Annotated in this window: 24 protein-coding genes; 6 read left to right on the top strand and 18 right to left on the bottom strand. The window is 60.1% G+C overall.

Going from position 1 to position 26521, the window contains the following annotated elements:
* Window positions 1-80 precede the first annotated feature (80 nt).
* From AC53L6_RS16440 to AC53L6_RS16425, 4 genes are all read left to right on the top strand, one after another.
* On the top strand, window positions 81-545 hold the full coding sequence (locus AC53L6_RS16440) for a (2Fe-2S)-binding protein (protein ID WP_299209142.1): 465 nt from the start codon (window positions 81-83) through the stop codon (window positions 543-545).
* A gap of 2 nt (window positions 546-547) precedes the next feature.
* Complete coding sequence (locus AC53L6_RS16435; protein ID WP_496908637.1) at window positions 548-2728, top strand: xanthine dehydrogenase family protein molybdopterin-binding subunit; 2181 nt, start codon at window positions 548-550, stop codon at window positions 2726-2728.
* A 96-nt stretch (window positions 2729-2824) separates the two neighbouring features.
* Window positions 2825-3724, top strand: a complete 900-nt coding sequence (gene ltnD, locus AC53L6_RS16430; protein ID WP_496908636.1) for an L-threonate dehydrogenase — start codon at window positions 2825-2827, stop codon at window positions 3722-3724.
* Window positions 3721-4467, top strand: coding sequence for a hydroxypyruvate isomerase family protein (locus AC53L6_RS16425; RefSeq protein ID WP_496908635.1), 747 nt, complete (start codon window positions 3721-3723; stop codon window positions 4465-4467). Before ltnD ends, AC53L6_RS16425 begins: the two co-directional genes overlap by 4 nt.
* On the opposite strand, the gene arsJ is transcribed toward AC53L6_RS16425, so the two are convergent.
* The 12 genes from arsJ to AC53L6_RS16365 all read right to left on the bottom strand — a co-directional run bounded on the left by arsJ (window position 4436) and on the right by AC53L6_RS16365 (window position 17908).
* Entirely contained in the window at window positions 4436-5698 is a 1263-nt protein-coding gene (arsJ, locus tag AC53L6_RS16420) for an organoarsenical effux MFS transporter ArsJ (protein WP_496908634.1), read from the bottom strand. The two genes, AC53L6_RS16425 and arsJ, sit on opposite strands and share 32 nt — an antisense overlap.
* Window positions 5695-6687, bottom strand: a complete 993-nt coding sequence (locus AC53L6_RS16415; RefSeq protein ID WP_496908633.1) for an ArsJ-associated glyceraldehyde-3-phosphate dehydrogenase — start codon at window positions 6685-6687, stop codon at window positions 5695-5697. Before AC53L6_RS16415 ends, arsJ begins: the two co-directional genes overlap by 4 nt.
* On the bottom strand, window positions 6684-7523 hold the full coding sequence (locus AC53L6_RS16410) for an arsenate reductase/protein-tyrosine-phosphatase family protein (protein WP_496908632.1): 840 nt from the start codon (window positions 7521-7523) through the stop codon (window positions 6684-6686). The genes AC53L6_RS16415 and AC53L6_RS16410 overlap by 4 nt, the downstream gene beginning before the upstream one ends.
* Before the next feature lie 60 nt (window positions 7524-7583).
* On the bottom strand, window positions 7584-9497 hold the full coding sequence (locus AC53L6_RS16405; protein WP_496908631.1) for a beta-galactosidase: 1914 nt from the start codon (window positions 9495-9497) through the stop codon (window positions 7584-7586).
* Window positions 9494-10327: an SMP-30/gluconolactonase/LRE family protein gene (locus tag AC53L6_RS16400; RefSeq protein ID WP_496908630.1), complete on the bottom strand. Its 834-nt coding sequence runs from the start codon at window positions 10325-10327 to the stop codon at window positions 9494-9496. The genes AC53L6_RS16405 and AC53L6_RS16400 overlap by 4 nt, the downstream gene beginning before the upstream one ends.
* Entirely contained in the window at window positions 10327-10929 is a 603-nt protein-coding gene (locus AC53L6_RS16395) for a 2-dehydro-3-deoxy-6-phosphogalactonate aldolase (protein WP_496908629.1), read from the bottom strand. The genes AC53L6_RS16400 and AC53L6_RS16395 overlap by 1 nt, the downstream gene beginning before the upstream one ends.
* Entirely contained in the window at window positions 10926-11816 is an 891-nt protein-coding gene (locus AC53L6_RS16390) for a 2-dehydro-3-deoxygalactonokinase (protein ID WP_496908628.1), read from the bottom strand. Before AC53L6_RS16390 ends, AC53L6_RS16395 begins: the two co-directional genes overlap by 4 nt.
* Window positions 11816-12586, bottom strand: coding sequence for an SDR family NAD(P)-dependent oxidoreductase (locus AC53L6_RS16385; RefSeq protein ID WP_496908627.1), 771 nt, complete (start codon window positions 12584-12586; stop codon window positions 11816-11818). The genes AC53L6_RS16390 and AC53L6_RS16385 overlap by 1 nt, the downstream gene beginning before the upstream one ends.
* A 23-nt stretch (window positions 12587-12609) precedes the next feature.
* The gene (locus AC53L6_RS16380; RefSeq protein WP_299603576.1) at window positions 12610-14694 is read right to left on the bottom strand and encodes an alpha-galactosidase; all 2085 of its coding nucleotides are present in this window, start codon (window positions 14692-14694) and stop codon (window positions 12610-12612) included.
* Window positions 14691-15539: a carbohydrate ABC transporter permease gene (locus AC53L6_RS16375; protein WP_496908626.1), complete on the bottom strand. Its 849-nt coding sequence runs from the start codon at window positions 15537-15539 to the stop codon at window positions 14691-14693. The genes AC53L6_RS16380 and AC53L6_RS16375 overlap by 4 nt, the downstream gene beginning before the upstream one ends.
* 1 nt (window position 15540) lies before the next feature.
* Complete coding sequence (locus AC53L6_RS16370) at window positions 15541-16536, bottom strand: carbohydrate ABC transporter permease (RefSeq protein ID WP_299603579.1); 996 nt, start codon at window positions 16534-16536, stop codon at window positions 15541-15543.
* A gap of 142 nt (window positions 16537-16678) precedes the next feature.
* A complete protein-coding gene (locus AC53L6_RS16365) occupies window positions 16679-17908 on the bottom strand; it encodes an ABC transporter substrate-binding protein (protein WP_299603581.1) in 1230 nt (409 codons plus the stop codon).
* 203 nt (window positions 17909-18111) lie between these two features.
* Between AC53L6_RS16365 and AC53L6_RS16360 the strand changes: the two genes are divergently transcribed.
* Both AC53L6_RS16360 and AC53L6_RS16355 read left to right on the top strand, forming a co-directional pair.
* Window positions 18112-18900: an IclR family transcriptional regulator gene (locus AC53L6_RS16360; protein ID WP_299209102.1), complete on the top strand. Its 789-nt coding sequence runs from the start codon at window positions 18112-18114 to the stop codon at window positions 18898-18900.
* A gap of 12 nt (window positions 18901-18912) precedes the next feature.
* Window positions 18913-19974 (top strand): ABC transporter ATP-binding protein, encoded by a 1062-nt coding sequence (locus AC53L6_RS16355; RefSeq protein ID WP_299209099.1) that lies wholly within the window; start codon window positions 18913-18915, stop codon window positions 19972-19974.
* A gap of 303 nt (window positions 19975-20277) precedes the next feature.
* Here AC53L6_RS16355 and ptsP read toward each other — a convergent pair whose 3' ends face one another.
* From ptsP to AC53L6_RS16325, 6 genes are all read right to left on the bottom strand, one after another.
* Entirely contained in the window at window positions 20278-22515 is a 2238-nt protein-coding gene (gene ptsP / locus AC53L6_RS16350) for a phosphoenolpyruvate--protein phosphotransferase (protein ID WP_299209096.1), read from the bottom strand.
* Between the two features lie 140 nt (window positions 22516-22655).
* Entirely contained in the window at window positions 22656-23369 is a 714-nt protein-coding gene (locus AC53L6_RS16345) for a DUF4344 domain-containing metallopeptidase (RefSeq protein ID WP_496908625.1), read from the bottom strand.
* Window positions 23370-23411: 42 nt separating this feature from the next.
* Window positions 23412-24650, bottom strand: a complete 1239-nt coding sequence (locus AC53L6_RS16340) for an aspartate kinase (protein WP_299209090.1) — start codon at window positions 24648-24650, stop codon at window positions 23412-23414.
* A 194-nt stretch (window positions 24651-24844) separates the two neighbouring features.
* Window positions 24845-25486, bottom strand: a complete 642-nt coding sequence (locus AC53L6_RS16335; protein WP_496908624.1) for an SDR family NAD(P)-dependent oxidoreductase — start codon at window positions 25484-25486, stop codon at window positions 24845-24847.
* A 6-nt stretch (window positions 25487-25492) separates the two neighbouring features.
* Window positions 25493-25933, bottom strand: a complete 441-nt coding sequence (locus tag AC53L6_RS16330) for a DUF1178 family protein (protein WP_496908623.1) — start codon at window positions 25931-25933, stop codon at window positions 25493-25495.
* Window positions 25934-25988: 55 nt separating this feature from the next.
* Window positions 25989-26450 carry an NUDIX hydrolase gene (locus AC53L6_RS16325; protein WP_496908622.1) on the bottom strand — a complete coding sequence of 154 codons (462 nt, stop codon included), beginning with the start codon at window positions 26448-26450 and terminating at the stop codon, window positions 25989-25991.
* Between the last annotated feature and the right edge of the window lie 71 nt (window positions 26451-26521).

Below are 26521 nucleotides of genomic sequence, written 5' to 3'. Positions count from 1 at the left end.
GATTTCAACTCGGAAGGGTGGCGTGACCAGTCTGCCGCCCTATCTTTTTAAGTACCCAAGTTCACCACGGAGATCTAGGCATGGCACTTTCACTCAAGATCAATGGCAAGACCCAAGAAGTGGAGGCTGACCCCGGTACGCCGCTCCTGTGGGTCATACGCGATGAACTCAATATGACCGGCACCAAATTCGGGTGCGGTGTCGCGTCCTGTGGCGCCTGCACTGTGCATCTGAACGGCGAACCTGTCCGGTCCTGCCAAACCTACATCGAGGACGTCGAAGGCGCAGAGATCACGACAATCGAAGCCATCGGGGACAACGCAATCGGGGCCGCTGTGCAACAGGCATGGGTGGAACTGGACGTGGTTCAATGTGGTTACTGCCAGTCCGGGCAAGTCATGTCTGCCGTCGGCCTCCTGTCCGAAAACCCAAAGCCATCGGCTCAGGAAATTGACGACTACATGCACGGCAATGCCTGCCGCTGCGCCACGTACCAACGTATCCGCGCGGGCATTCAACGCGCCGCAGACATCCTGGAGGCTTGATCATGACTGTGAACACATCCCGCCGCAGTTTTCTCAGGGGTGCTGCAGCCGCAAGCGCCGTATTGGTGGTCGGCATTCGCCCCGATGGCGCGCTAGCCGCCGCTGGAAATCCATCAATGCTGACACCCTTCGTGCAGGTTGGTGCCGATGGGTCGGTGACGGCCATCATCAAGCATTTCGAAATGGGTCAGGGTCCGTCAACCGGCCTCACAACGCTGATTGCCGAGGAAATGGGCCTGCTGATGGACCAGATCGGCTATGATTTTGCCCCGTCGAACCCACAGGTTTACAACAACACCCTCTTCGGCCCGATGCAGGGCACAGGCGGCTCAACCGCAATGGCCAACTCTTATCTGCAATATCGCCAAGCCGGCGCCGCCGCGCGCGAGATGCTTTTGCAAGCAGCAGCGGATGCATGGAGTGTGGACGCCAGCACACTCAGAATCGAAGACGGCATTATTTCCGGCCCGGCGAATGCCGCACCCCTCGGTCAGTTTGTGGAAGCGGCCGCCGCTCTCGATGCGCCAACAGAACCGCGCCTCAAGGATCCATCCGAGTTTCGCCTGATCGGCAACCCCGATGTCCGTCGCCTCGACAGCGCTGCGAAAGGCAACGGAACAGCGGTTTTCGCAATGGACATTCGGCGCCCGAACCAGATGGTTGCCATGATTGCCCGCCCCGAACAGCAACGCGCCACCGCCATCAGTGTCGATGCCACAGACGCCGAAGGGATCAACGGGTTCATCAGCACCGCGATCCTGCCCAATAAGGCGGGCGTGGCTGTCTTTGCCGAAAATACATGGGCCGCAATGCAGGCCCGCGATGCGCTTTCAATCGAATGGGACACCTCAAACGCGGAAACCCGCAGCTCGGACCAGATCGAGGCAGACATACGCGCCGCACTTGAGGCCGAACCGACCTATAATGTGAACAACGCAGATGTGCCTGCCGTACAAGCGGCGATTGATGGCGCGGACACCGTAGTCGAAGAAACCTTCTACTTCCCGCTCCTCGCCCACGCCCCGATGGAGCCGCTCAACTGCACCATCGAGCAGACCGAGGACGGCGGCATTCTACTGCATGACGGGTGCCAGATCCCAACGATCCCCCATGGTGCGATTGCACAAATCTTCGACCTGCCCTTCGAAAAAGTGCAGATCAAGACCGTGCTGGCAGGCGGATCATTCGGGCGCCGGGCAACGCCCAGCGCCGACTACCAGGTCGAAGCGGCGCTCGCCTTCTCGCTCACCGACCGATCACGCCCCGTGCATCTGGTCTGGTCGCGCGAGGATGACCTGCGTTCAGGCTACTACCGCCCGGCCTTTGGACACAAAGTGCGTGTCGGGTTGGACGGATCAGGTACCATCGTCGGCTGGGAACACCGCGTCGCTGGCCAATCGATCATGAAGGGCACGCCATTCGAATCCTTCGCCGTGCATGATGGCGTCGACCATTCCTCGATCGAGGGGACATCAGACAGCCCCTACCAGATTCCGGGTGGAGCCTTTGGTCTGACAGACACCGAAAAGGCAACCAGCACCTTGTGGTGGCGCGCGGTCGGGCACACGCACACGGCCTATGTCATGGAGGTCATGATGGACATGGCCGCCACCGCGGCTGGAATTGATCCCGTTGAATTCCGCCTCGCCTACCTTTCAGGTGACGGAGCTGACCAAACCCGCAAGGCAGGTGTCCTGAAACTGGTCGCCGAAAAAGCAAACTGGGGCAACCCTGCCGAGGGTCGCAGTCAGGGCATCGCTGTGCATAAATCCTTTGGCTCTTACGTAGCCGAAGTCGTGGAAATCTCCGGCAGCGCCGAAGACGGAATCAGGATCGAAAAGGTCACCTGCGCCGTCGATTGTGGTGTCGCGGTGAACCCCGACGTGATCAAGGCACAGATGGAAGGCGGGATAGGCTACGGCATCGGCCACAACATGCGTGACAAGATCACGCTGACGGACGGTGTCGTGGATCAGTTCAACTTCCCCGACTACGAACCGCTGAGGATCTCTGACATTGGAGAGATCGAGGTGCACATCGTGCCCTCGGCCGAGGCACCGACAGGCGTAGGCGAACCGGGCACACCGCCCGCGGCCCCGGCGCTCGCAAACGCAATTGCGGCGGCCAGCGACCTGCGCGTCGCAGCACTGCCCATGGAAGACAACGGCGTGTTCTTCGCCTGACCCAAAGCTCCCGGCGTCGACGCCGGGGGCCACACTCTCTTGCCCTTCTGGCCGCGATGCCCATGATGGCGCCAAACGCAGGGACAGGAGACGCATATGCCCCACACCACCGCCGTCATCGGCCTTGGCTCAATGGGCTATGGCATTGCCCAATCCTGTCTGGCTGCTGGGCATACAACACACGGATTTGACATCGCCCCGGCGCAGGTCGAACGCTTCCGCACCGAAGGTGGCGCAGCCGGGAACCTCACCAGTATTGCAGACACGCTTGATGCCGTCATCGTGGTTGTCCTGAACGCAGCCCAAACCGAAACAGTCCTGTTCGGAGAGGCGGGGATCGTCCCGCATCTGAAACCAGGCACGGTGGTGATGGCCTGCGCAACCGTCCCCCCGGACTTCGCCAAGGACATGGAAGCGCGCTGCAACGCCCACAACATCCACTACCTCGACGCGCCAATTTCGGGCGGATCGGTGAAGGCTGCCCAAGGGGCCTTGTCCATCATGGCGTCCGGCACGCCAGATGCCTTTATCGCTGCAAAACCCGTTCTGGACGCCACCGCCGAAACCGTCTTCGAACTGGGGGATCATGCAGGCCCCGGCTCGGCTATGAAAGCTGTGAACCAATTGCTGGCAGGCGTACACATCGCCACGATGGCCGAGGCGCTGACCTTCGGCATGACCCAAGGCGTCGCCCCCGATCAGTTTGTCGAGGTGATTTCGAAATGTGCAGGGTCCAGCTGGATGCTGGAAAACCGCGCGCCTCATATCGTGAACGGAGACTACACTCCGCACTCATCGGTCAACATCTGGCCCAAGGATCTGGGCATCGTGCTCGACATCGCCAAGTCGTCCAGCTTCTCCGCCCCCATCACCGCCGCAGCCCTCCAACAGTTCATTGCCGCCGCAGGGATGGGACTCGGGGGCGAGGACGACGCCGCTGTCGCAAAGGTCTATGCCCGCAACGCGAGCCTTACCCTGCCCGGAGAGGACGCATGAGGTTCTCTGCCAATCTGGGCTTTCTCTGGAACGACCACCCCCTGCCCGATGCCATCCATGCCGCCAAGGCGGCCGGTTTCGATGCCGTCGAATGCCACTGGCCCTATGACATTCCAGCGGAAGACGTGCGCGCCGCGCTCGACGCAACGGGTCTGCCGATGCTGGGTCTCAACACCTCGCGCGGAGACGTGGCTGGCGGTGAAAACGGTCTCGCTGCCCTGCCCGGTCGTACCGGCGACGCCCGCACAGCCATCGATCGGGCGATTGCATATGCCGACATCGTCGATGCTGGCGCGATCCATGTCATGTGCGGCTTTGCAAACGGCCCCAAAGCCCATGCCACGTTCATCGAAAACCTGCGCTACGCCTGCGAAGCGACCATGCGCACGATCCTGATCGAACCGCTCAACCGCCACGACGCGCCCGGCTACTTTCTGCAAACGACAGATCAGGCCCGCGCGATCATCGCCGAGGTCAACGCACCCAACCTCAAACTGATGTTCGACTGCTATCACGTTGGCCGGACCGAGGGCGACATCCTGACCCGCATCACAGATCTTGGCGATCTAATCGGGCATATCCAATTCGCCTCTGTCCCCGACCGCGGCGCGCCGGATCACGGAGAGTTGGATTACACCACCATCTTCGCCGCGCTCAAAGACTGGCCACATCCGCTGGGTGCGGAATACAAACCCGTTGATGATACCGACACTACGCTGGGCTGGATACAGGCCTATCGCTGATCCGGCCAATCGACAGCCAGCTCAGCACGATCATCACAGCCGCCACTGCAAGGCACAGGGACACGCCGGCAAGCTGGTAGGCCAGTCCTGACAACACGGTGCCGATCAACCGGCCCGCAGCATTGGCCATGTAGTAGAACCCCACATCCATCGTGACCCGTTTTGCATCGGTAAAGGCAAGGATGAGATACGAGTGCAGCGACGAGTTGAGCGCAAAAAGCACGCCGAAGACCAACAATCCGAGCACGACAAAACCCGTCAGCCAAAGCGTCGGCGTTCCCACGGACCAAACGGTCACAGCCAAAACAGCGGGCACGAAAAAGAGTGTTCCGACCCAAAACCGTGCCGCGCGTGCCAAATCCGCCTCGCTCCTCTGCGCGCTGCGCAGCATAGCTGGCGCCTTGGCCTGCACGGCACCATAGAGGATCACCCAAACAGCCATGAAAATGCCAATCATGAAGAACGCGGCACGCTGCCCTTCCGGGCTGCCATCACTCAGCACCGAATAGAAATAAATTGGAATACCCACGACAAACCAGACGTCCCGCGCCCCGAACAGGAACACGCGGGCCGCACTCAGCCAGTTCACGCGCGGGTTCTTCGAAAATACCTCTTTGAACTTCGCGTCCTTCCGACCGGCCGGCAGCCCCCCGGGCATGCGTAGCAACACCAACAGCAGGATCACGGCAAGGATCGCGGCCATCCCCAGCACGCTTGGCGCAAAGCCAAACAGCGCCAGCGCCCCGGCCCCTAGCAGAAAGCCAAAGCCCTTGACCGCATTCTTCGATCCAGTCAGCAGCGCCACCCAACGAAACAACCCATCGCCCTCGGCGGGCGCCAGCAGCTTTACGGCAGATTTCGATGACATCTTGGCCAGATCTTTGGCCACGCCCGACAGCCCCTGCACCGCCATGACGAATACAACGGACGCCGCGACGGACCACGCCGGATCAAGCTGTGCCAAGGCCAGAAGCGCAATCACCTGCAAACCCAGCCCGACATAGAGCGTCGAGGTCAGCCCAAACCGCGCGGCAATCCATCCCGCACTCAGGTTGGTCACAACACCCGCGATCTCGTACAGCACAAAGAGATAGGCCAGCTGAACCGGCGAAAAGCCCAGCGTGTTGAAGTGCAGCAGCACCAACATGCGCAAGGCGCCATCGGTCAGCATGAACGCCCAGTAGGCCGCCGTCACGGCCACATAGGCTGCAAACCCGTCCGGTCGGGTCAAAGGCTGTCACCTACCATCTGCGCCACATCGACAAGCCGGTGCGCATAGCCCCATTCGTTGTCATACCAGGCATAGACTTTCACCTGCGTCCCGTTCACCACCATGGTGCTAGGGGCATCCACGATGCTCGACCGCGGATCATTGGTGTAGTCGGTTGAAACGAGGGGCCGCGTCTCGTACCCAAGAATGCCCTGGAGCGGCCCATTCGCAGCCGCTTCAAACAGCGCATTCACCTCTTCTACGGTTGTCTCCCGCTCCACCTCGAACACGCAATCGGTCAGGGAGGCGTTCAGCAGCGGCACCCGCACCGCATGACCGTTCAACTTGCCTGTCAACTCCGGATAGATCAGCGTGATCGCCGTGGCCGAGCCAGTGGTCGTCGGGATCAGCGAGTTCAGCGCCGACCGCGCGCGCCGCAAATCCTTGGCCGGACGGTCCACGATGGTCTGCGTGTTGGTTACATCATGGATCGTCGTGATCGACCCATGCTTGATACCTAACCCTTCGTGTATCACTTTAACAACGGGCGCTAAGCAATTGGTTGTACAGGATGCAGCCGTTACAATAGGTTGCCCAGTGTAGACGTCATTGTTAACGCCGTAGACAATGTTCGCCGTCTCTCCGTCCTTGACCGGTGCAGACACAACAACCTTCTGCACACCCGCGTCAAAGTAAGGGGTCAGCTTGGCTTCGGTTTTGAACACGCCCGTGCAGTCAATCACGACATCAACCCCGTCCAGCGGCAGGTCGTCGATCGCGCGGACAGACAGCGCCGGGATGCGCGTACCATTGACCGTGATGCTGTCGGTATCCGCTGCAAAACTGGCGTCCCAACGCCCATGCACCGTGTCAAACTCCAGCAGATGCGCATGCATGGCCGGATCGCCGACCGCGTCGTTGACAAACGCAATCTCGCACCCGCGGTCAAGCAGCGGCTTCAGGGCCAGTTTTCCGATCCGGCCCAAGCCGTTCAACGCGTATGTCGTCATGTGTCTTCCTTGGTGCGGCCGATCTCATCGACCTCGTTCTGCAGTGATGCGCGGCTCAGTGTGTCAAGCGGCAGCGCGGTAAAGGCGATGATGCGGTTGCGCATCGCGCCAAAGGTGTGTTGGAAGGCAAGTCGTTTTTCGGCATCTGTGCCTTCCGCCTTGACCGGATCGGGCAGACCCCAATGGGCACTGATGGGTTGCCCTTCCCATGCCGCGCATTCCTCGTTCGCAGCCAGATCACAAACGGTAAAGACGAAATCCAGATGCGGCGCGTCCGGGCCTTGAAACTCCGAGACGTTTTTTGCCCGCAGACTACCCGTCTCGATCCCCTTCTGCGCAAGCATCTCAACGGCGAAAGGGTTCAACTCCGAAAATGGCTTCGTCCCGGCAGAATAGACGTTGAACCGGTCACCCGCTTCATGGCGCATAATGGCTTCGGCCAAGATCGACCGGGCCGAATTGCCGGTACAGATGAACAGAACGTTATGTTTATGGTCAGACATGGGCGCCATCCTTTGCAGCGGATCGACCATTGCGGGCGGGCACAAATCGGGCCGACCATTGCAACAATCCGTGAAAAGCTGCGCCACCATGTCCCGCGCCCCGTCCAACTTCACAGCATAGCGCAGAGAATTCCCATCGCGGGTGTGATGGATCAATCCAGCCTTCTGCAAAGCCGACAAATAGACCGAGGTGGTCGAGGGCTTGAACCCCAGCACCTGTGCAACCTCACCCGCTGGCACCGCATCAGGACAGCGCCGCATCAGCAGGCGAAACACGCGCATCCGCTCAGGATGGCTAAGGGTCGAGAGTTGGTCGAGCAGCATGGTCCACATCTATTTCACGATTCCATGAAATATATATGACAGGAGGTGCCCGACCCTCAATCGTAAACGTTACAGGCTCAGCCGAAGAACCCCCGCAGCGGACAGCGCATGCCCCTCTACCTGCACCGGTTGATCGGTGTAGTTGAACCAGAACCGTTCGGTCCCCGTGTCGCGGCATCGCACGCCTTCTGGCATGTGCGTTGTTGCCAGATCAGGCGCGACCGCCTCGATCAGACGCATATGCGCCTCATCATCGCCCCAGCCCGCGACATAGGTTGTCTGGGCGTCCAGACGCACAGCCACCGGCGCGTCGGCGGTGTGCAAGACAATCTCGCCACCACCCTCAACCTGCTCAAGATAAAGATGAACGTGACCACCACCCTCAATCGGGACAGGCAGATCGGGGCGCATGGATTGCACACGGCTGACAACCAGATCACTCCCGGGCCATCCGGGCGGCAGCGGGGTCGGAATATTGAAATCGGCATCCCGCGCAGCCGTGCGCGGCCCCAGAATGATTTGTGCATCAGAGGCTTGCAGCGCAACCTTCAAGTCAAGCGGCACATGTATCATACCCGGCACAATCACGGCGGCGTAGCCAGAAAACTCACGGGCCGAGGATGGCAAGATGTCAACCGACAGCCCCAGCTTCCGGCACGCCCGGTACCAGTCAAACACCAACCCGAAGTAACTCAGGGCCTCCCCATGCGGCTGCACAGACCACGCCCAATCGGCATCATAATCAAAGACGATCCCAACAGGCGCTTGAACAGGCGTAACATCAGGGGCATCCCCCAATTCTTCCATAACCTGCGCGGCTTCACCAAAGGCCTCGGCAGCAACCGAATCCGGGCGCAACAGCCCGGCATGCATCTGCTCTTGAGCAAAAGGGGCCTGCCGCCAGCGGAAGTAGCACACGGCTTCTGCCCCATGGGCAAAGGCCTCCCAAGTCCACAACCGCACTATCCCCGGCAAGGGAGACGGGTTGTACGGCGCCCAGTTCACCGGACCGGGCTGCTGCTCCATGATCCACCAGCGGCCCTTGCCAACGGCGCGGTAAAGATCGTGATGAAAGGCCTGAAAATCCGGGTCACCCTGCCGCGCATAGGCCCGCTGATGTGCGGCATCTGCACCCACTCGGTCCTCAAGAAATCCAAGCGGGTAACTGTCCCAAGATGCGATATCCAGATCATCGCCGACCTTGAAATGGTCAAACTCGGTCACGCGACCCATGTAGTTGTGCGCGATGGGTGCATCAGAATGGGCGCGAATGACGTCGACCTGCGCGCGGTTGAAGGCCACGACCTCTTCGCTGGCAAAGCGGCGAAAGGCGTGCACGTGGGCCGGGTTCGGCTCTGTCACAGTCAGGTTCGGCAGGGCGATTTCGTCGAAATCATCATAGTCCATCGACCAGAACACATTGCCCCAAGCGGCGTTCAGCGCGTCGATGTCGCCGTCATTCCCCTGCCCCGGAAACTGTCCGCGCAACCAGCCGCGGAACCGGCCCCGCGCCGCATCGGAATAGCTGATGACCGTGTCATGGCAGCCATATTCATTGTCGGTCTGCCAAGCGGCCACATGCGGGTTGCGGCCATAGCGTTCTGCGACGGCACGCACGATACCACGGCATTCCTCAAGAAAGCCCTGATGCGAAAAACAGTAGTGCCGGCGTGATCCGTAGCCGCGCGCATGGCCCTGTTCGTCCACTGCAAACATGTCCGGATGCTTCTTGCAGACCCATTTCGGTGGTGTGGCTGTTGGCGTGCCCAGCACGACCTTCAGTCCTGCAGCTCCCAGAGTCTCGATTGCGCGGTCCAGCCAGCCCCAGTCATATTCACCTTCGCGCGGCTCCATCCGCTTCCAGGCAAATTCGCCAATCCGCACCCATGTCAGGCCCAGTTCGGCCATGCGCTGCGCGTCCTCGGCCCACTGCGCCTCGGGCCAATGTTCAGGGTAATAACACACCCCCAATGTTCGTTTCATAGGATCACCCGATGTTCGCGCTGGCCTGTTGTGCCAGCGGGTCCGTAAAAGGTTTTCCCTCCCTCTACTTCGTCCAGCCCGACTGCCGCAGTTGTGACGAAAAGCGTGGTGCCATCCGGCCCGCCAAAGGCCGGACAGCTTGTTTGCGATGCGGGTGCATCAATGGCGCGCACAAACGCACCCGCCGGGCTATAACCCGCCACACGGCTGGCCCCCCACTGCGCATTCCAAAGGTTTCCATCTGCATCCACGACAGCGCCATCGGGGTTCAGCCCCTCGCCCTTCAGATCCAGAAAGACCTCTGGCTCCCCCTCGGGCCAGCCATCTGAATTCAATGCAACCGTCTGTATTTGCTTCGAAAACGTGTCGCAGAAATAGGCGCGCGTGCTATCGGGCGCAAAGCAGATCGCATTGGAAATGGTAATGCGGTCAAACAGCTTGTGCAGCTCCCCTCTGTAGAAGCGATAGATCGCCCCGGCATAGGCTTCGGCATTCAGGCCCATGGTCCCGATCCAGAACCCACCGTGCGGGTCGGCGCGCCCGTCATTGGATCGCGTCACCGGATTGTCCGCTTCCAGCGCGGTCACCAGTTCCCTATCACCCGTCGGAATGTCAAACCGCCACAGACCCGAAGCCGATGCCATCAGCAAGGTGTCCCGATCCACCCAACCGCAGGCCGAGACATGTTCGTCAAACTGCCATTCGCGGCGCTGCGCACCCTTCGCGAACATGCGCTTGCCCAGAATGTCGAACCAAAACAACTCGCCCCGCTCGGGGTGCCACATCGGCCCCTCGCCCAGAGCGCACGCCGTGTCATCAAAGACCTGCATCACGCCCCCGCGTCGTAGGCCGCCACCATGTCCACCGCGCGCGATGCCACGTCAGCCACTAACATACCGGGCTTGAACACGGCCGAGCCGATACCAAACCCGGTGATCCCGGCGGCAAACCATTCCGAAAAATTGGCCGGTCCCACGCCGCCCACGGCATAGGTCTTGGTTCCCTTGGGCAGCACGGCGCCAATCGCCTTCAAGCCTTCAAGGCCAAGCAGCGAGGCCGGGAACAGCTTCAAACCATCAGCCCCCGCGTGCAGCGCCGCAAAGCATTCGGTCGGTGTCATCACGCCGGGAAAGGACATCATACCCGCCTGCTTCGTCGCCACGATGACGGATGCATTTGCATCCGGTGACACAACCATATGCGCGCCCATCTGGTGCAGACGCTCGACGGATTGCACATCCAGAACTGTGCCTGCGCCGATCATTGCATGATCGCCGTGCGCCTCCAGCATTTTCCCAATGCTGTCAAAGGGATCGGGCGAATTCAGAGGGACTTCGATCCGCGTGATACCTGCGGCGATCAAGGCATCTGCAATCGGAAGGGCCTCGTCCGGGGTCACACCCCTCAGGATGGCAATGATCTCACGGCTCATGCGGCCTCTCCATATATCTGGGTATATGCGGCGGTCAGTCCCGCCAGTGTCATGTCTTCGGCGTCGGCCTGCTGGCACGGCACGCCCTGCGCCGCAAGGGCCGTGGCATAGGCATCAGATAAGCGATCCGCCCCGATCAGCGCCACCTGCTGGCCCAGCCAATACGGCCGCATGGACGCCAGCTCGGCCCCGATCAAAAGGCCAGACAAACGCGCCCGCGCCGCATCCTCGGCCAAGTCATCCAACAAACTTTCGGCCCGCAGCGAAAACAGGGCCGCCGCCAACCCCTCGGGTCGCGACAGGGATTGGTCAATGCCTGCCGCAAACGCATTAGCATCCCAGCCGTCGCCCATCGAATGGCGCAGCACGGATTGCTTGGACAAAAGGCCAAACATCTCGCCCGTCATGGCGGTGCGGAAACTCACGATCTCACCCGCGCTCACATGCACCCACTTGGTGTGCGTGCCGGGCAGGCAGATGACCCCGTCAAACCCCGGTGACGTGGCCAGATACCCGGCAATCTGCGTCTCTTCCCCGCGCATCACATCGGCAGGTTTGGCCTGCTTCACACCGGGCAGGATACGAACATCCAGGTCAGTGCCGGACACCCGAACAGCCTCTGCAGCCGAAGGCGGCGCACAGGGCACGGCACTGTAAGGCGCTTCTGCCCACCCCTGCCGCGAACCCACCATGCCGCAGGCCAGAACCGGCGCGGGCAACGCATCACCAACCAGATCCCGCAAGGCGGGCTCAAACCCGGCCCGGTCCAGTGTCCCCATCCCTTGCGCCGACGACCGCCGATCCAGAACCGACCCATCACGGCGCATCAACCACGCGCGCACATGCGACGTTCCCCAATCCACGGCAATCCACGCAACATCTGCCATCAGCCTGTCACCACAACACCACCGTCGATCACCATCGACTGGCCGGTCATCATGCGGCTCGTCTCCGACGCCAGGAACAGCGTTGCACCCACTATATCGCGCGGCTCCAGATGCTCTTTCAGGCACTGACGCTCCATATGGGCGGCCAACCCCTCGGGCGTCGCCCACTTGTCCAGCTGCTTCTGGGTCAACACCCAGCCCGGCGCCAGCGCATTCACCCGGATCTTGTCGGGACCGAACTCGCGTGCCAGCGACCGGGTCATCCCGTTGATGCCGCTATTCGACCCGGTATAGATCGGATAGCCTGCATTCCCCATCATGTAGCTGATGGAGGAGAAATTGATGATTGACCCGCCACCGGCGGCCTGCATCCCCGGGATCACCGCCTGACAGGCAAAGAAATACGCCTTGAAGTTGATGGCAATCATCCAATCCCAAAACTCGGAATCCACGTCCATCGTGGCATGCCGCTTGTCATTGGCCGCGTTGTTCACCAGCGCGGTGATCGGACCATGGGCCTCTGCCGCCTGCGCAATGCAAGACTTCAACAGTTCTGTATCGGTGATGTCGCATTGCATAAACAGCGGGCGCACCCCGTGCTTCTGCTCCATCTCGTCGCAGAATTCCGTGGCATCCGACCGTCCGACAAAAGCGACCCGCGCCCCCTGCTCCATGAACCCATCCGTCAGCGACGCACCAATGCCCGCGCCACCACCGGTGATGAACACCGACGCGCCTTTCAGATCGTGAAATGTGGCTGTCTCTTTCATGGCATCACTCTCAATTCAAAGGGTCAGGCAAGGTCGCCCTTGATCACCCACATCCGTTCCGGGAAACTCCATGGCAGCGTTAGGCCATGATACATCAGATACGCACCGCTCACCACGAACGGCCCGGTTTTGAGCGCATTCTGGCCGCGTGACAAATGGCTCGCGTCGGCGCGGTTTACAAGCTCAACACGATACTTCGCATCGGGTGACAAACGGGTCAGACGCAGGGGGCGCGGGGCAATCTGATCGCTGGTCGCAGCCTTGCCTGCGAATACTGCAAACTGCCCGCCGCCCTCTTCCAGATGCTGCTCGGCAAAGACGGCCGGATCAGCACTATCAAGGCGCAGGATATCGGCTCCATACATCCAATCCCGGTTCTGCTTCCACCACCCCGTCACCTCGGTCAGCACATGCTTTTCGTCATCCGTCAGCTCACGCGGATCCATCTCGAACCCCATGTGCCGCTGGGCCGCAACCCAGGCACGGAAACGGATGTCGAGGGTGCGCCCAGACGTATGGCAGGTGCGCGGCCCCACATGCGATCCAGTCACCGCCATCGGCAAGAAAATCGATGAATTGTGCTGAATGCGCAGCCGCTCGACGGCGTCATTGGAGTCGCTCAACCAAACCCGCTGCGTCCGCTCCATGATACCGAAATCAATCCGGCCACCGCCCGACGCGCAGCTTTCAATCTCAACATCCGGAAACTCACGCCGCAAGCGGTCCAGCAAGGTATAGGACCCGCGCGTCTGCGCCGCATCGGGCATGGGCAGCACACGGTTGTGGTCCCACTTGATGTATTCGATGTCGTGGCGGCTAAGAATATCGCTCATCCGCGCAAACAGGAACGATTGCACCGCAGGCAGTGCCATGTTCAGCGCCATCTGCTGACGGCCCATGATCTGATCCTCGCCCCCGAGCGCCCAATCGGGATGGGCGCGGAAGATGTCGGAATTCTGGTTGATCATCTCTGGCTCGAACCAGATGCCAAAGGTCATGCCCAGCGACTTCACATGGTCAATCAGCGGCGTCAGGCCTTGCGGGTACTTGCGCGGGTCAACCTCCCAGTCGGACAACGCCTGTGTGTCGTCATCCCGGTTCCCGAACCAGCCATCGTCGAGCACGAAGCGTTCTGCTCCCAGCTTGGCGGCGCGCTCGGCAATATCCTTCAACTCATCCAGGTTGTGGTCGAAATAGACAGCTTCCCAGCAATTATAGTGTACCGGGCGCGGCGCATCTGGGCGCGGGAACGTGACGATCCGGTCGCGCAGATGGCGCTGGAAGGCGACGGCGCAGCCGTTCAAACCATCATCCGAGAACACGGCATAGACCTTGCCCGTGGCAAAGTGTTTCTGTGCTGCCCCTTCAACACGAGCGGCATGACCGAACTGGATCTGACGGCGCCCATCGGGCAGTTCTTCGGCGACCATGCGGTGCCCGCCGGACCACCCATAGTGAAAGGCATAGGCGTGACCCGAGGCATTCGACGCCCCACGCACTGGTACGATCAAGCCGGGGAAATGCTCGTGCCCTGTCCGGCCGGTGCGGTTCTCGCGATAGCGGATGCCGGGCGACCAAGGCGTGCGGTTCATCTGGAACTCGCCGCACCAGCGGCCCGCAAAGTCGATCATCTCGTCTGCAAGCTGTGGCGCCGGAAACACCGGTGCGGACAGCCAGTGCAAGTGCATGGGTTCCAATGCATCCAACTCGGCACTCGCCTCGATCATGTGCGTGTCGGGATCGATGGCAAACCGCGCGCGATAGGTCAGCACCCGGTCCTGATCCATGTAGGTCAGGATCAGCACGTTGTCGGCCACATCCGACCGCTCAAGGCAAAACTTCGGAAGGAACGGTGTGCCGTCGCCGTGCCGGATGATCAGGCCCGGCTGTCCAGGAAAGGACCGCGTTGCCTCCGGGCAGATGCTGAGTTCGGGATTCGCATCCAGCATTCCACCTGTTACATCAAGGGTGTAGGCCTCATAAAGAGTCGTCAGATCTTCTTCGTCCGGCAGGCGCGGTCCCCAATAGACAACCTCCGCCAATCGGCCCCTGTCGGAGCCGAGGACCAAAGTCTGACGCCCGTCATCCAGGCGCCAACATCTTATCACTTAACAGCCCCCAGCGTCAGACCGGCAATGAAGTGCCGCTGCATGAGAAAGAAGCAGACAACTGGTGGGATCGCCGCCAGCAAGGACGCCGCAGACACCAGATGCCAATTATTCACAAACTGCCCGTTCAGCGCTCGCACACCCGCCGTGATCGGCTTGGCACTTTCGCCTTGGGTCAGCACGTTCGCCCAGAAGAAGTCGTTCCAGACAAAGGTAAAGATCAGCACGGCGAGCGCCGCGATGGCGGGCCGTACGAGCGGCAGAACGACGTACCAGAAGATACGCCATTCAGCGACGCCTTCGATCCGCGCAGATTCCACCAGATCAAAGGGCAAGGCCTTGATGAAGTTCCGCATGAACAGCGTGCAGAAGCCCGTCTGGAACGCCGCGTGGAACAGGAACTGTCCCGCGATCGTGTCATAGAGGCCCGTTTGGACCGACATATCCCGCACCGGCACCATCAGGATCTGGAACGGGATGAAGTTGCCCGCCACGAACAGGAAGAACAACGGCAGAGCGACCCGGAACCGGTAGATCGCCAACGCGTAGCCCGCAAGGCACGCCAGGGCGACGGAAATGATAACCGTGGGTACGGTGATCAGAACCGAGTTGATCATGTACTGCGCCGCGGCCGACTGGGTGAAGACCGCTGTGTAGTTGGCGATCAGAGCGAACTCGCTGGGCCAGCCAAACACGTTGCCCGAGTTGATGTCCGCCGCCGACCGGATCGACGTGAGGAATATCGCCAGCAAAGGCAGAAGCCACATGATAAGCGCGATGGGCAGAAACGCCTGGTAAGCCGCCTTGGCCGTAGGGCCGGATTTTTCGATGGGACGTGGAAACATCTCAGCGCCCTCCCTTCTCGTCCTGGTACATGCGCCACAGGAAATAGCTGATGAAGAACAACATGATACCGAACAGAACCGTCGCAACGGACGAGCCATAGCCGTACCGTTCACCGTATTCGGAAATCGCAACTTCGAACATGTAGTGCGACAAAACGTTGGTTGATCCGAAAGGTCCGCCCTGAGTCATAATGGCGATCATGTCGAACGAACGCAGAGCACCGATCACCGTCACCACCACAGCAATAAAGGTCGCAGGTTTCAACTGCGGCACAACCACGTACCAAAGCATCTTCCAACCCTTGGCTCCGTCCAAACGCGCCGCCTCGATCTGGTCAGCCGCCACGTTGTTCAGACCGGTGAGATACAGGATCATGCAGTACGCAATCTGCGGCCACAGACCGGCGGCAATGATGCCGTAGGTCGCCCACTGTTCACTCGATAGAATATCGGGCACGGGGCGCTCGCAAATAAAGGTTGTGTTGCCAAGGATGTTGGTCGTTTCCTCGCAGAACATCGCCTTCCACACGGTCCCCACCACACCGAAATCCGGGTTGTAGAACCAGCCAAAGATCAGGCCGACCACCACCTGTGAGATCACGAATGGAAAGAAGAACATCGACTTATAAAAGCGCATCCCCGTCACCGTCTGGTTCAGGAACAGCGCGATAAAAAGACCCAGCGGAACCGCGAGCATGTAGAGGACCAGCCACGCAATGTTATTGCGGAGGGACGTCCAGAAATTGGGATCATCCCAGAGCTTCACGTAGTTCTGGAACCCCACCCAAACGGCGGTCGAGTTGCCCTCGGCATCATAAAGACCGTTCCACTGATAAAGCGACAGCCACAGCGATTCAAAGATCGGGATGACAACGTAGATCGCGAAAAAGATCAAGGCGGGGATCAGGAAAATCCACGGGGCGATGGCCAGCTTATTGCGCCTGAGCCATCCCGGTTCAGACCGGGTTTCGGTTTCGGGTAAGACCGCATGTGTCATGGTCAACCTCCTGAGCTGGGGCATCTGTCCCCGCGGGGACAAACATAACCTTTTGAAATCACACGGATTAATATGTGTTTACAGAAGGTTAATCGATAAAATGAAGAAGGGGCGGGCACGACATGCCCACCCCGGAAAGGTCTTAGTAAACCTCGGCTTGGACTTCATCCAGACGCTGCAGGATCGCGTCTTTCTTGGACGGGTCCAGCATGAACTCCTGGAAGCCTTCCATGCCCGCCTTGGCCATGGCCGCAGGTGCGTCACGGTCATAGAACTGCGCCAGACCGGTGGCCGCGTTCAGCAGGGCAAAGCCTTCCTGGATGAACTTGTCATCCGAGATGTCCGCCTTGGAGTTGATGGGCAGCTGGCCGATGGTCTTGTTCCAATCGGTCTGCACATCGGGACGCGCGACAAAGGCCAGGAATTTCTTGGCGTCTTCAACGTTCTTGGCGTTTGTCGGGATAAAGAATGCATCCGCAGGCGCTTCTTCCGCCGGAGGCACATCCGCGCTGATCGTCGGGAACGGCATGAAGTCGATCTGGTCTTCGGTCAGGCCAGCGTTCTTGTAGCCGTCGACCGAGAAGTTGCCCATCACGTACATCGCCGCGTCACCGTTGGCGAAAGGCGCAATCGCGTCCTGCCAGGACATCGAGGCGTGGTTGTCGACAAAGCCGCACTCGTTGATCAGCTGCTCCCAGTTGTCGAAGGTCGCGACAATGCGGGGATCGGTGTACTTGATCTCGCCTGCCGTCAGTGCGTTGTGCACGTCATAGCCGTTGGTGCGCAGGTTGATGTAGTCGAACACACCGGCGGCGGTCCAAAGGAACTTGGTGCCGATGGTGAAGGGCGTGACGCCGTTCTCTTTCATCTTGCCGCAGGCCGCCAGCAACTCGTCCCATGTCTGGGGCTCTTCCAGCTCAAGCAGGCCAAAGATGTCTTTGCGGTAGTAGATGCCCCACTGGTAGTAGGAATAGGGCACACCCCAGATCTTGCCGTCGCGGCTCATGGTTGCCTTGATCGCCGACAGATCTTCGGAGAAGCCGTTTTCTTCCCACACGTCATCGACGGGCTGGAACAATCCTGCGTCAACAAAGGGGGCCATACGGTTGCCCGGGTACCAGCTGGTCACGTCAGGCGCGTCAGCGGTCAGAAAGTTGCGGATCGCCGTCTTGTGCGCTTCGCGGTCGTTGATGTTGACGATCACGTTGATGTCCGGGTTCTCAGCTTTGAACTTTTCCACGGCATCTTCGAAGCCCTTTTTCGGGCCTGGGTTCAGGTCATCGAAGTTGATGACCAGGTCGCGGGCAAAGGCCGTGCCGGCAACAGCCGACAGAGCAATGGCCGCAACCGCGGTTTTAAGATTAAGGAACATGGTTCTCCTCCCGTTGGTTCCATTACGCTTCGCCGCCGAGCCTGAAGTCTTCCTGTCGGCGACGAAATTCAGATTTTCTTTGACACCGGCCCCCGCATTGTGGAAGTTCCACATAGTGAAACCGGTTTCCAACTATTGGAACTATGCGGGGACACGACGCGCAGGTCAACATGTTTCATGCGCGTCGTCTTGGGAGGAGACAGATGAATAACGCGGCCCCCCGTTCAGGGGAGGGAACCATTGCCAAGGCGTTGGAAGTGCTGGACCTTGTCGCCCAGCTGGAACGTCCTGTGCGGTTTTCCGAGCTGCTGTCATTGTCCCCCCACCCCAAGGCCACATTATACCGGCTTGTGCAGACGCTGACCGCGCTTGGGATGCTGCGATATGACACCGATCGCCAGACCTATGCCCCCGGTTTGCGCCTTGTCCGCTTGGCCCATGCCGCTTGGCGGCAGAGTTCTTTAGCTCCTATTGCACGTCCCTTTATCGACGAACTGAGCACGCAAGTTGGCGAAACTGTGCACCTTGCGCAGATGGATGGCGGTCAGGTGCTGTATGTCGACAAACGCAACGCGGCAGAACCGCTTGAGATGTTCAGCCAGGCGGGCAAGGTCGGCCCGGGATATTGCACTGGCGTAGGCAAGGCGATGATGGCTTTTCTGCCCCCTGATGCGCTGGACATTGCCCTGTCCCAGCAAGCGTGGTTCGCGCATACGGCGCACACGCATACCAATCGCGAATCGCTTTGCGCTGAATTGGACGAGGTTCGCGCCGAGGGCGTTGCGTACGACCGCGAGGAGCACGAGCCCGGCATCATATGTGTGGCTGCCCCGATTCTTTCGGATGCGGGCCGCTCGATCGGCGCGCTGAGCGTCACCACATCCACCGCACGCAAATCCCTGGCCGATCTGGGTCAGCTTGCGCCACATCTTCAATCCACTGCGCGCGACATCGCGAGTGCCGCTGCCAATTGGCAGTTTCCAAGTCAATAAGGGAGGACCACCATGACCGGTGTGACATTGCAAAAGGCCATCAAGAGGTACGGAGCCACACAGGTCATCCATGGTGTGGACCTGACCATTGAGGATGGAGAGTTCTGCGTCTTTGTTGGCCCGTCGGGCTGCGGCAAGTCGACTTTGTTGCGCATGATCGCAGGGCTGGAGGAGACGAGCGACGGCCAGATCAACATCGGCGCACGCGATGTGACCCATATGGACCCGGCCGAGCGCGGGGTGGCCATGGTGTTCCAGACCTACGCTCTGTACCCGCATATGACGGTCGAGGAAAATATGGGCTTTGGCCTGAAAATGAACGGCGTCGACAAAGCCGAGATCAAGCGCAAGGTCGATGGCGCGTCGAAGATTCTGAAGCTGGATGATTATCTGAAGCGCAAACCCGCCGCCCTGTCCGGCGGTCAGCGTCAGCGAGTGGCCATTGGCCGGTCGATTGTGCGCGGTCCCGAGGTGTTCCTGTTTGACGAACCCCTGTCGAACCTCGATGCCGAATTGCGCGTGGACATGCGGGTGGAGATTGCCCGTCTGCACAAAGAACTCGGCACCACGATGATCTATGTCACCCATGATCAGGTCGAGGCGATGACGTTGGCCGACAAGATCGTGGTGCTGCGCGCGGGCTACATCGAACAGGTCGGCAGCCCTATGCATCTGTATCAGGATCCGGACAACAAGTTCGTGGCCGGGTTTATCGGTTCACCCGCAATGAACTTCGTCAAGGGCGTTGTGGAAGATGGCGGTGTACGGGTGCCCGGTCTGGCCGACCGCGTGATCCCCACATCTGTATCCCTGCCCGCGGCGGGGAGTGAAGTGACCGTTGGCGTGCGTCCACAGGACATGGCCTTGGATCAGGGGACGTCACCGATCAAGCTGGACATCCGCGAACGGTTGGGCGGCGTGGCCTATGATTATCTGACCACCCCCACCGGAGAACGTCTGATTGTCGAGTCGCGCGGTGACATGGCGATGGACGAAGGCACCGAGGTGACCGTCAGCTTTGAGGATGATCGCGTGATGTTCTTTGACGCCACATCGGAGCAGCGGCTGCGCTAAGCGGTTTCGGACGCAAAACAGGCCGCCATCTGCGATACAGGTGGCGGTTTTTTTGTGCTTTGCGAAGGGGTCGAGTGAGCTGTGAGTATTTCTTTGTGTTGTCCGTTTATTGAAATTTCTGACACTATATGACCGGCATAAATATAAAATAAAGTTGAAATCAGAATGTAACTTGAGTTGGCGAGCGCTGTCCCGATCCCTGACAGGAATGCGGTATCGCGAAAATCCGTATCACGGCTAGAAATGACGTAAAGCATTCAAACCCCGTCGCCAGAATTTGATTCTGGACGACTTTGCAGGGCATCAACCCTGATCGCGCAAATAGTCCATAATGGCCGGCCTGACGCTCATATCACCCCTGTGGCGTGCGTCAGCAATGACTTTGCGCACTTCGTCCAGATTTGAACGTCTTAACAAGGACTTGACCGGGCCGATGGACGCCGGGCGCATGGACAGGCTGCGCAAACCTATGGCCGCAAAGCAAAGCGCCTCAACCGGGCGACCTGCGTCTTCACCGCAGAACGACAGCGGTGTATCTGTCTGGTCGCAGCGCTCAACGATGCGCTCGATGAAGCTGAGAAACGATACATTCAGCGTGTCATAGCGCCGCCGCACGCGCTCATTCTCGCGATCGGCCGCAAAGAAGAACTGCTTGAGATCGTTGCCACCGATGGACAGGAACTCCACCTCTTCAAAGAACTTCTGAGGGGAAAAGGCGAGACTTGGGGTTTCCAGCATTGCACCCACTTTGAGGGTCTCCGGCAGCACATGGCCCAGCCGCGCCTCACGCTCCATGGCTTTGTCCACCTCGGCGTGGGCACGGGTGTATTCTTCGTATTGCGCGACAAAGGGGAACATCACCGTCAACGGACGCCCGTTTGCCGCGCGGATCAGCGCCTGCAACTGCATCCGCATCACGCCCGGTTTGTCCAGCCCCACGCGGATCGCGCGCCAACCCAATGCCGGGTTCGGCTCGTCATTGGGTTTCATGTAGGGCAATACCTTGTCCGACCCGATGTCGAGGGTCCGAAACACCACCGGCTTGCCACCCGCAGCATCCAGAACACGAGCATAAAGCGCCGACAGTTCTGACCGCTTTGGCATCTGATTTCGGACAAGAAACTGCAATTCTGTGCGGAACAGCCCCACACCTTCTGCCCCGGACCCCTCCAGTGAAGGCAGATCAGCCATCAATCCCGCGTTCATGTGCAACGACACAACCGATCCGCAGAGCGTCTCGGCTGCCTTGTCACGGATGGAGGCATAACGCTCAACCGCTGCTGCCTGCATCGCCATCTTGTCGCGGAAAGCCGTGACCACCGTGTCATCCGGACGCAGGTGAACGATCCCCTGCTCGCCATCTACCATCACATGATCGCCGTTCAACGCCTCAAGCGTTGCCCGGTCCACATGAACGATCAGCGGAATCGCCAGCGCGCGCGCAACGATGGCGGCGTGGCTGCCGACGGAACCGGCTTCCAGGATGATGGCCCGCAGGTTGCGCCCATAGTCCAACAGTTCGGCAGGTCCGATATTGCGTGCCACAAGGATGGGGTCCGCCGGCATCTCGGCCCCGGTGTCCGCCCCCTGCCCGGTCAGAATACGCAGCAGACGGTTCGACAGATCGTCCAGATCGCTTAACCGTTCCCGCAGGTAGTTGTCGGTCGCCTGCCCCATACGCGCCCGGGCCAGCGATTGTTCCTTTTCCACAGCAGCTTCCGCGCTCAGGCCATTGCTGATGTCCTCTTGCATGCGCCGCATCCACCCTTTGGAATTGGCAAACATGCGATAGGCTTCCAACACTTGGGCCTGTTCCTTGTCGGCGGCCAGCGCAAGCATCTTGTCGACACCTACGCGCAGTTCCTCAACCGCTTCGGTCAGCCGCTCAAATTCGCGATGTGGGTCATCGGCGATCGGGTTCGTGACAACGACACGTGGCTCATGCAGCCAGATATGTCCTTCGGCCACGCCTTCCTGGGCGACGGTGCCACGCAGCATCGCGGGCTGCGAATGGCGCGCGCCCATGGCAGCACCTTCCCCAACAAAGGCACCAAGCTCTGCCATTTCAGCGAGGACCATGGCGACAACTTCAAGCGCATAGACTTCATCGGCAGAAAATTCGCGTGCCTCCTTGGATTGTACGACCAGCACGCCAAGCGACTCGCCCAGCCGCTGGATCGGCACACCGAGGAAGCTGGAAAACACCTCTTCCCCCGTCTCGGGCATATAGCGGAACCCGCGCGCGCTCGGGGCATCCGCGGTGTTCACAACCTGCCGACTGCGGGCCACGCGACCCACCAAACCTTCCCCCAGACGCATCCGTGTCTGGTGCACCGAGTCAGGATTCAGCCCTTCGGTCGCACAAAGCTCAAGCGTCTCTTCATCGCGGAACAGGTAGATCGAACACACCTCACACCCGATGCTGTTCGCAATCAGATGCGTGATCTTGTCCAGCCGCGCCTGGCCGGGGTCATCCCCCGCCATCGCGTCGCGCAAGCGGCCCAGCAGCTTGCGGCTTTCAGTTTCAAGGCGTTCGGCCATTGCCGCGCTGTCCCCACGTCCATTCTGCGACATCAGCTTAGATCACAGCAACACGCAAAGAGAAACGCCAAAGCGACCTGCCAGCCGCCATTATTCCCGCTTGAGTAGCACTTGCGCTGTAATCCGCGGCAGCAAGCGGATCACTCTGCCAACTGTGCAACCATCCTGTCGACATAGGCGCTGCACAGGAAAATTCTGCGCCCATTGCGCTGCCAACCGGCCGTTCCGTCACATTGGGTCAGGTCCAGCGTGATGCGCGAGTGCCAGTCGATACGGGAAAGTATCGTCAGAGCGTTCTCGACCAGATCGCGATTGGCGATGGCAATCGCTTCCAATTCCGGGTCCGCGCGCAGGCCCACCTCGGTCACGCGCGCCTCTGGGTCGATCCACAGCGGTGCAAGGGTCCGCCGCCAGCTGCGCAACAGTTCGGGGGCAATATCGGCGCAAGTGTCCCGCACGTCTTCGTCCATTGCGTTGCGGTCAGCCAACGCGGTGTAACGATCCGGATCAAAGCCATACAGCAGGCAAATCATGCGCCCGGCCGTTTGATCATCCGGGCGGTATTCGGAAAATGGGCCAGGCCGAGCGCCATCGGCGCGATGCTGCGCGGCGCGCGCCTCGATGATCGCTTCGGCCCGGTCAGGCAGCGTGAGATAGATGAAGGTGGTGGCGAAATCCTCGGCGATGTCCTCTTCGGGGCCAAGGATCGGTAGATCGAATTCGCGCAAAACGGCGTGCCCGGCCTCATGCGCAATGACATGAAGCAGCGCGTTCCCGACCCGTTCGGGCAAAGTGTTGGCCAAGGCCGGGATCGCATAAATGGAAAGGATCAGAGCGTAGAGCATGCGCAACATAGGATCGTCCCTTGACGTCTCTGTTGCGCTCTACATGGGGGTTCAGGCGGCCTTGTCCAACTCGAACGCGTCATGCAGGGCCTGAACCGCCAATTCCATGTATTTGCGGTCGATCAGGACGCTGATCTTGATCTCGGATGTGGTGATGACCTTGATGTTGATTCCCTCGGCGCTCAGGCACTGGAACATCTTGGCCGCAACCCCGGTGTGGCTGCGCATCCCGATGCCCACGACGCTGATCTTGGCCACGTCGGTGTCGGCGATCAGCTCGTGGAAGTTGATGATCCCTTCGCCCTTGGCTTCGGCCATCGCCCTTTCGGCACGTGCCACCTGGTCTGTGGGGCAGGAAAACGTCATGTCCGTCCGCCCCTCTTCCGAGATGTTCTGGACGATCATGTCCACGTTCACGCCCGCATCGCTGAGCGCGGAGAAAATGGTAGCGGCGATGCCCGGGCGGTCCGCGACCGACACCAGCGTCATCTTCGCCTCGTCACGGGAAAAGGCCACACCGGCCACAACATTGCTTTCCATGATATCCTCCTCATCGCAGACCAGCGTCCCGGCCTCGTCGGATTGTTCTTCGAAACTGCTAAGCACCCGCAGCTTGACCTTGTAGCGCATTGCCAGCTCGACTGAGCGGGTTTGCAGCACCTTGGCGCCGAGAGAGGCCAGTTCCAACATCTCTTCGAACGCGATCTTGTCCAGTTTGCGGGCCTTGGGGCTCACACGGGGGTCAGTGGTGTAGACGCCATCGACATCCGTATAAATGTCGCAACGCTCCGCGTCGAACGCGGCGGCAAAGGCAACGGCGGTGGTGTCCGATCCGCCCCGGCCCAGCGTGGTGATCCGGCCTTCGGGGCTGATCCCCTGAAAACCTGCGACCACAGCCACGCGCATGCCTTCGCCAAACTTGGCATTGATGTTGTCAGGCGGGATCTCTTCGATCCGGGCGCTAGAATGCGAAGAGTTGGTTTTGAGCGGCACCTGCCAGCCCTGCCAGCTGCGCGCCGGAACGTCCATTTCTTGCAAGGTGAGCGCCATGAGGCCCGCCGTCACGTTTTCACCCGACGACACCACGGCGTCATATTCGCGCGCATCAAACAGGGGCGAGGTTTCGTTGACCCACCCCACCAATTCGTTGGTCTTGCCGGACATGGCGGACACGATGACGATCACATCATAGCCCTTGGCCACCTCGACACCCACACGCTTGGCAGCACGCCGAATGCGGTCCAATGTGGCCACCGATGTGCCACCGAATTTCATCACGAGAACAGGCATGAAAGGCCCCAATTTTCCGTCCGCCTGCCTTTATCCCCCCACATGAAGAGTTGCAAGGACAGCCCAGCAACACGTGACATGCAGCCTTCTTCTGACTGAAAACACCACGGGGAGCGTGAGGGGCAGTGCCCCTCACAAATCAAATCGAGCCGCGCGCCAGCGCGTCCATTGAACCACAGCTTGACGCACCGCACTCAGTACGCGTGGGCGCGCCCGTCCCATGTTTCAAAACAGCCGGTCGTTTCATGGCTCAGGGTGTCAAACCGCTCCACCAAACCCGACACTGCCTCATCCACCGTGATGTCGGCGCCTCCGCCGCCCATATCCGTTTGAACCCAACCCGGATGATAGATACCCACCGCCACCTCCCCCGCAAGCTCAGAGGCAAGGTTACGGCCAAGGTTCAGCACTGCGGCTTTGGACGCACGGTAGATATAACTGCCACCCGGCGCACGGGTGTGCGAGGCCATCTGCGACGAGATGATTGCGATACGCGGTGCGGGCGCGGCTCGAAGGTTGGGCAACAGGGTCTGTATAGTCAGAAAGACGCCCGTTACATTGGCCGCAAAACTCTGCGCCCACAGATCGGGGGCATAACCGGTCTCAAGCTCATTGCCCTTGTCCAGATAAACGCCAGCATTGCACACCAAGAGATCAATAGGTCGCCCCTCAAGCTGAGCAGCCATTGCGCGATGATCGGACGGTTGGGTGACATCCAGCGTGACCTCGGCCACAGACGACCGGCCAGTGCCGGTCACATCATGGCCCTGTGCGCGGTAGGCCTCGGCCAACCCGGCTCCAATGCCTCGCGTGGCCCCGGTGATCAAAACATGCATGAAAAATCAGTTCGCTTTGCGTGATGGAACAAAAGGAAGCGGCGCAACCGGCACGCCGTCTTCAATCAGACGCTTGGCTTCTTCGCGGTTGGCCTCGCCCCAGATCGGGCGATCGGGCTGTTCACCCAGATGCTGTGCCAGTGCCTCGGATGCAAAGTTGCCACCCACATAGGTTGCGTTCTTCTCAACCGTCTCGCGCATCTGGATCAGGGCCGCTTCCACCTCTGATCCGGGTTGGCTCAAATCAGTGCCGGTGTCAGACACGTCAGTTTCCGTCGCGCGCGCGGTGCGGACGCTCGGTGCCATGATCGCTTTGTCCACATTCGCACTGCCACAGATCGCGCAAGACACGTGCCCAGCTGCCTTGAGACCATCAAAGGCATCTGCGCTGGCAAACCAGCTTTCAAAGCCGTGCCCATCGGCACATTTGAGTGTGTATTTGATCATCGTGATTCACACATATGCGACCCGGCGGTGCCGTCAAAGGCACAAAGGTCAGAAATCAGACCAGAAACCTTGGGTCAAAGTCACGCAGGATGCGCGACAATTCGGGGGAATCCACCATTTGCGCCGCCTTTTTTCGTGTCACCCATTTGCGCTTCCGCTCTGCCGCCTCAGGGTAGTCGGCGGACAGTGACTTGACCTTCACGGCGTAGACCATGGCCGCGACAGGCAAACCGTCGTCGTCACCCATATGCTTGTTGTACGAAAACATGCCAAGCGGGCGTTGGTCAGCACGACCAACCACACCGGCCTCTTCCCACGCTTCTTGCGCGGCACTATCGCCGGGTGTTTGTCCATCGATCGGCCATCCTTTCGGAACGATCCACCGCTTGGTTCGGCGCGATGTCACCAGAAGCACCTGAACCTTGTCGTTCTTGATGCGGTAGCACAGCGCGGCGAACTGCGTCCGTACGTCTGCTTTCTTGGCGCGCCCCAGCGAAAGGGGAAGCTGTTTTATCATCGGGGCCGTCACTGCCCTGCCCTCCGTTATTCGGACTGTTATACTGGAATTAACCAAGAAAGACCAGTTTC

It is taken from the genome of Tateyamaria sp. LSS28 (assembly GCF_059611725.1).
Note: the sequence above shows the minus strand (reverse complement) of the source record. Positions and strands in the feature narration are given on the sequence as shown.

Coding starts and splice junctions, on each gene's coding strand:
- AC53L6_RS16425 (WP_496908635.1), top strand. CDS start 3,721: ATGAGGTTCTCTGCCAATCTGGGCTTTCTCTGGAACGACCACCCCCTG.
- AC53L6_RS16415 (WP_496908633.1), bottom strand. CDS start 6,687: ATGACGACATACGCGTTGAACGGCTTGGGCCGGATCGGAAAACTGGCC.
- AC53L6_RS16325 (WP_496908622.1), bottom strand. CDS start 26,450: ATGATAAAACAGCTTCCCCTTTCGCTGGGGCGCGCCAAGAAAGCAGAC.
- AC53L6_RS16385 (WP_496908627.1), bottom strand. CDS start 12,586: ATGAAAGAGACAGCCACATTTCACGATCTGAAAGGCGCGTCGGTGTTC.
- AC53L6_RS16410 (WP_496908632.1), bottom strand. CDS start 7,523: ATGTGGACCATGCTGCTCGACCAACTCTCGACCCTTAGCCATCCTGAG.
- AC53L6_RS16330 (WP_496908623.1), bottom strand. CDS start 25,933: ATGATCAAATACACACTCAAATGTGCCGATGGGCACGGCTTTGAAAGC.
- AC53L6_RS16370 (WP_299603579.1), bottom strand. CDS start 16,536: ATGACACATGCGGTCTTACCCGAAACCGAAACCCGGTCTGAACCGGGA.
- AC53L6_RS16435 (WP_496908637.1), top strand. CDS start 548: ATGACTGTGAACACATCCCGCCGCAGTTTTCTCAGGGGTGCTGCAGCC.
- ptsP (WP_299209096.1), bottom strand. CDS start 22,515: ATGGCCGAACGCCTTGAAACTGAAAGCCGCAAGCTGCTGGGCCGCTTG.
- AC53L6_RS16355 (WP_299209099.1), top strand. CDS start 18,913: ATGACCGGTGTGACATTGCAAAAGGCCATCAAGAGGTACGGAGCCACA.
- AC53L6_RS16440 (WP_299209142.1), top strand. CDS start 81: ATGGCACTTTCACTCAAGATCAATGGCAAGACCCAAGAAGTGGAGGCT.
- ltnD (WP_496908636.1), top strand. CDS start 2,825: ATGCCCCACACCACCGCCGTCATCGGCCTTGGCTCAATGGGCTATGGC.
- AC53L6_RS16365 (WP_299603581.1), bottom strand. CDS start 17,908: ATGTTCCTTAATCTTAAAACCGCGGTTGCGGCCATTGCTCTGTCGGCT.
- AC53L6_RS16375 (WP_496908626.1), bottom strand. CDS start 15,539: ATGTTTCCACGTCCCATCGAAAAATCCGGCCCTACGGCCAAGGCGGCT.
- AC53L6_RS16390 (WP_496908628.1), bottom strand. CDS start 11,816: ATGGCAGATGTTGCGTGGATTGCCGTGGATTGGGGAACGTCGCATGTG.
- AC53L6_RS16400 (WP_496908630.1), bottom strand. CDS start 10,327: ATGCAGGTCTTTGATGACACGGCGTGCGCTCTGGGCGAGGGGCCGATG.
- AC53L6_RS16405 (WP_496908631.1), bottom strand. CDS start 9,497: ATGAAACGAACATTGGGGGTGTGTTATTACCCTGAACATTGGCCCGAG.
- AC53L6_RS16345 (WP_496908625.1), bottom strand. CDS start 23,369: ATGTTGCGCATGCTCTACGCTCTGATCCTTTCCATTTATGCGATCCCG.
- AC53L6_RS16335 (WP_496908624.1), bottom strand. CDS start 25,486: ATGCATGTTTTGATCACCGGGGCCACGCGAGGCATTGGAGCCGGGTTG.
- AC53L6_RS16360 (WP_299209102.1), top strand. CDS start 18,112: ATGAATAACGCGGCCCCCCGTTCAGGGGAGGGAACCATTGCCAAGGCG.
- AC53L6_RS16395 (WP_496908629.1), bottom strand. CDS start 10,929: ATGAGCCGTGAGATCATTGCCATCCTGAGGGGTGTGACCCCGGACGAG.
- AC53L6_RS16340 (WP_299209090.1), bottom strand. CDS start 24,650: ATGCCTGTTCTCGTGATGAAATTCGGTGGCACATCGGTGGCCACATTG.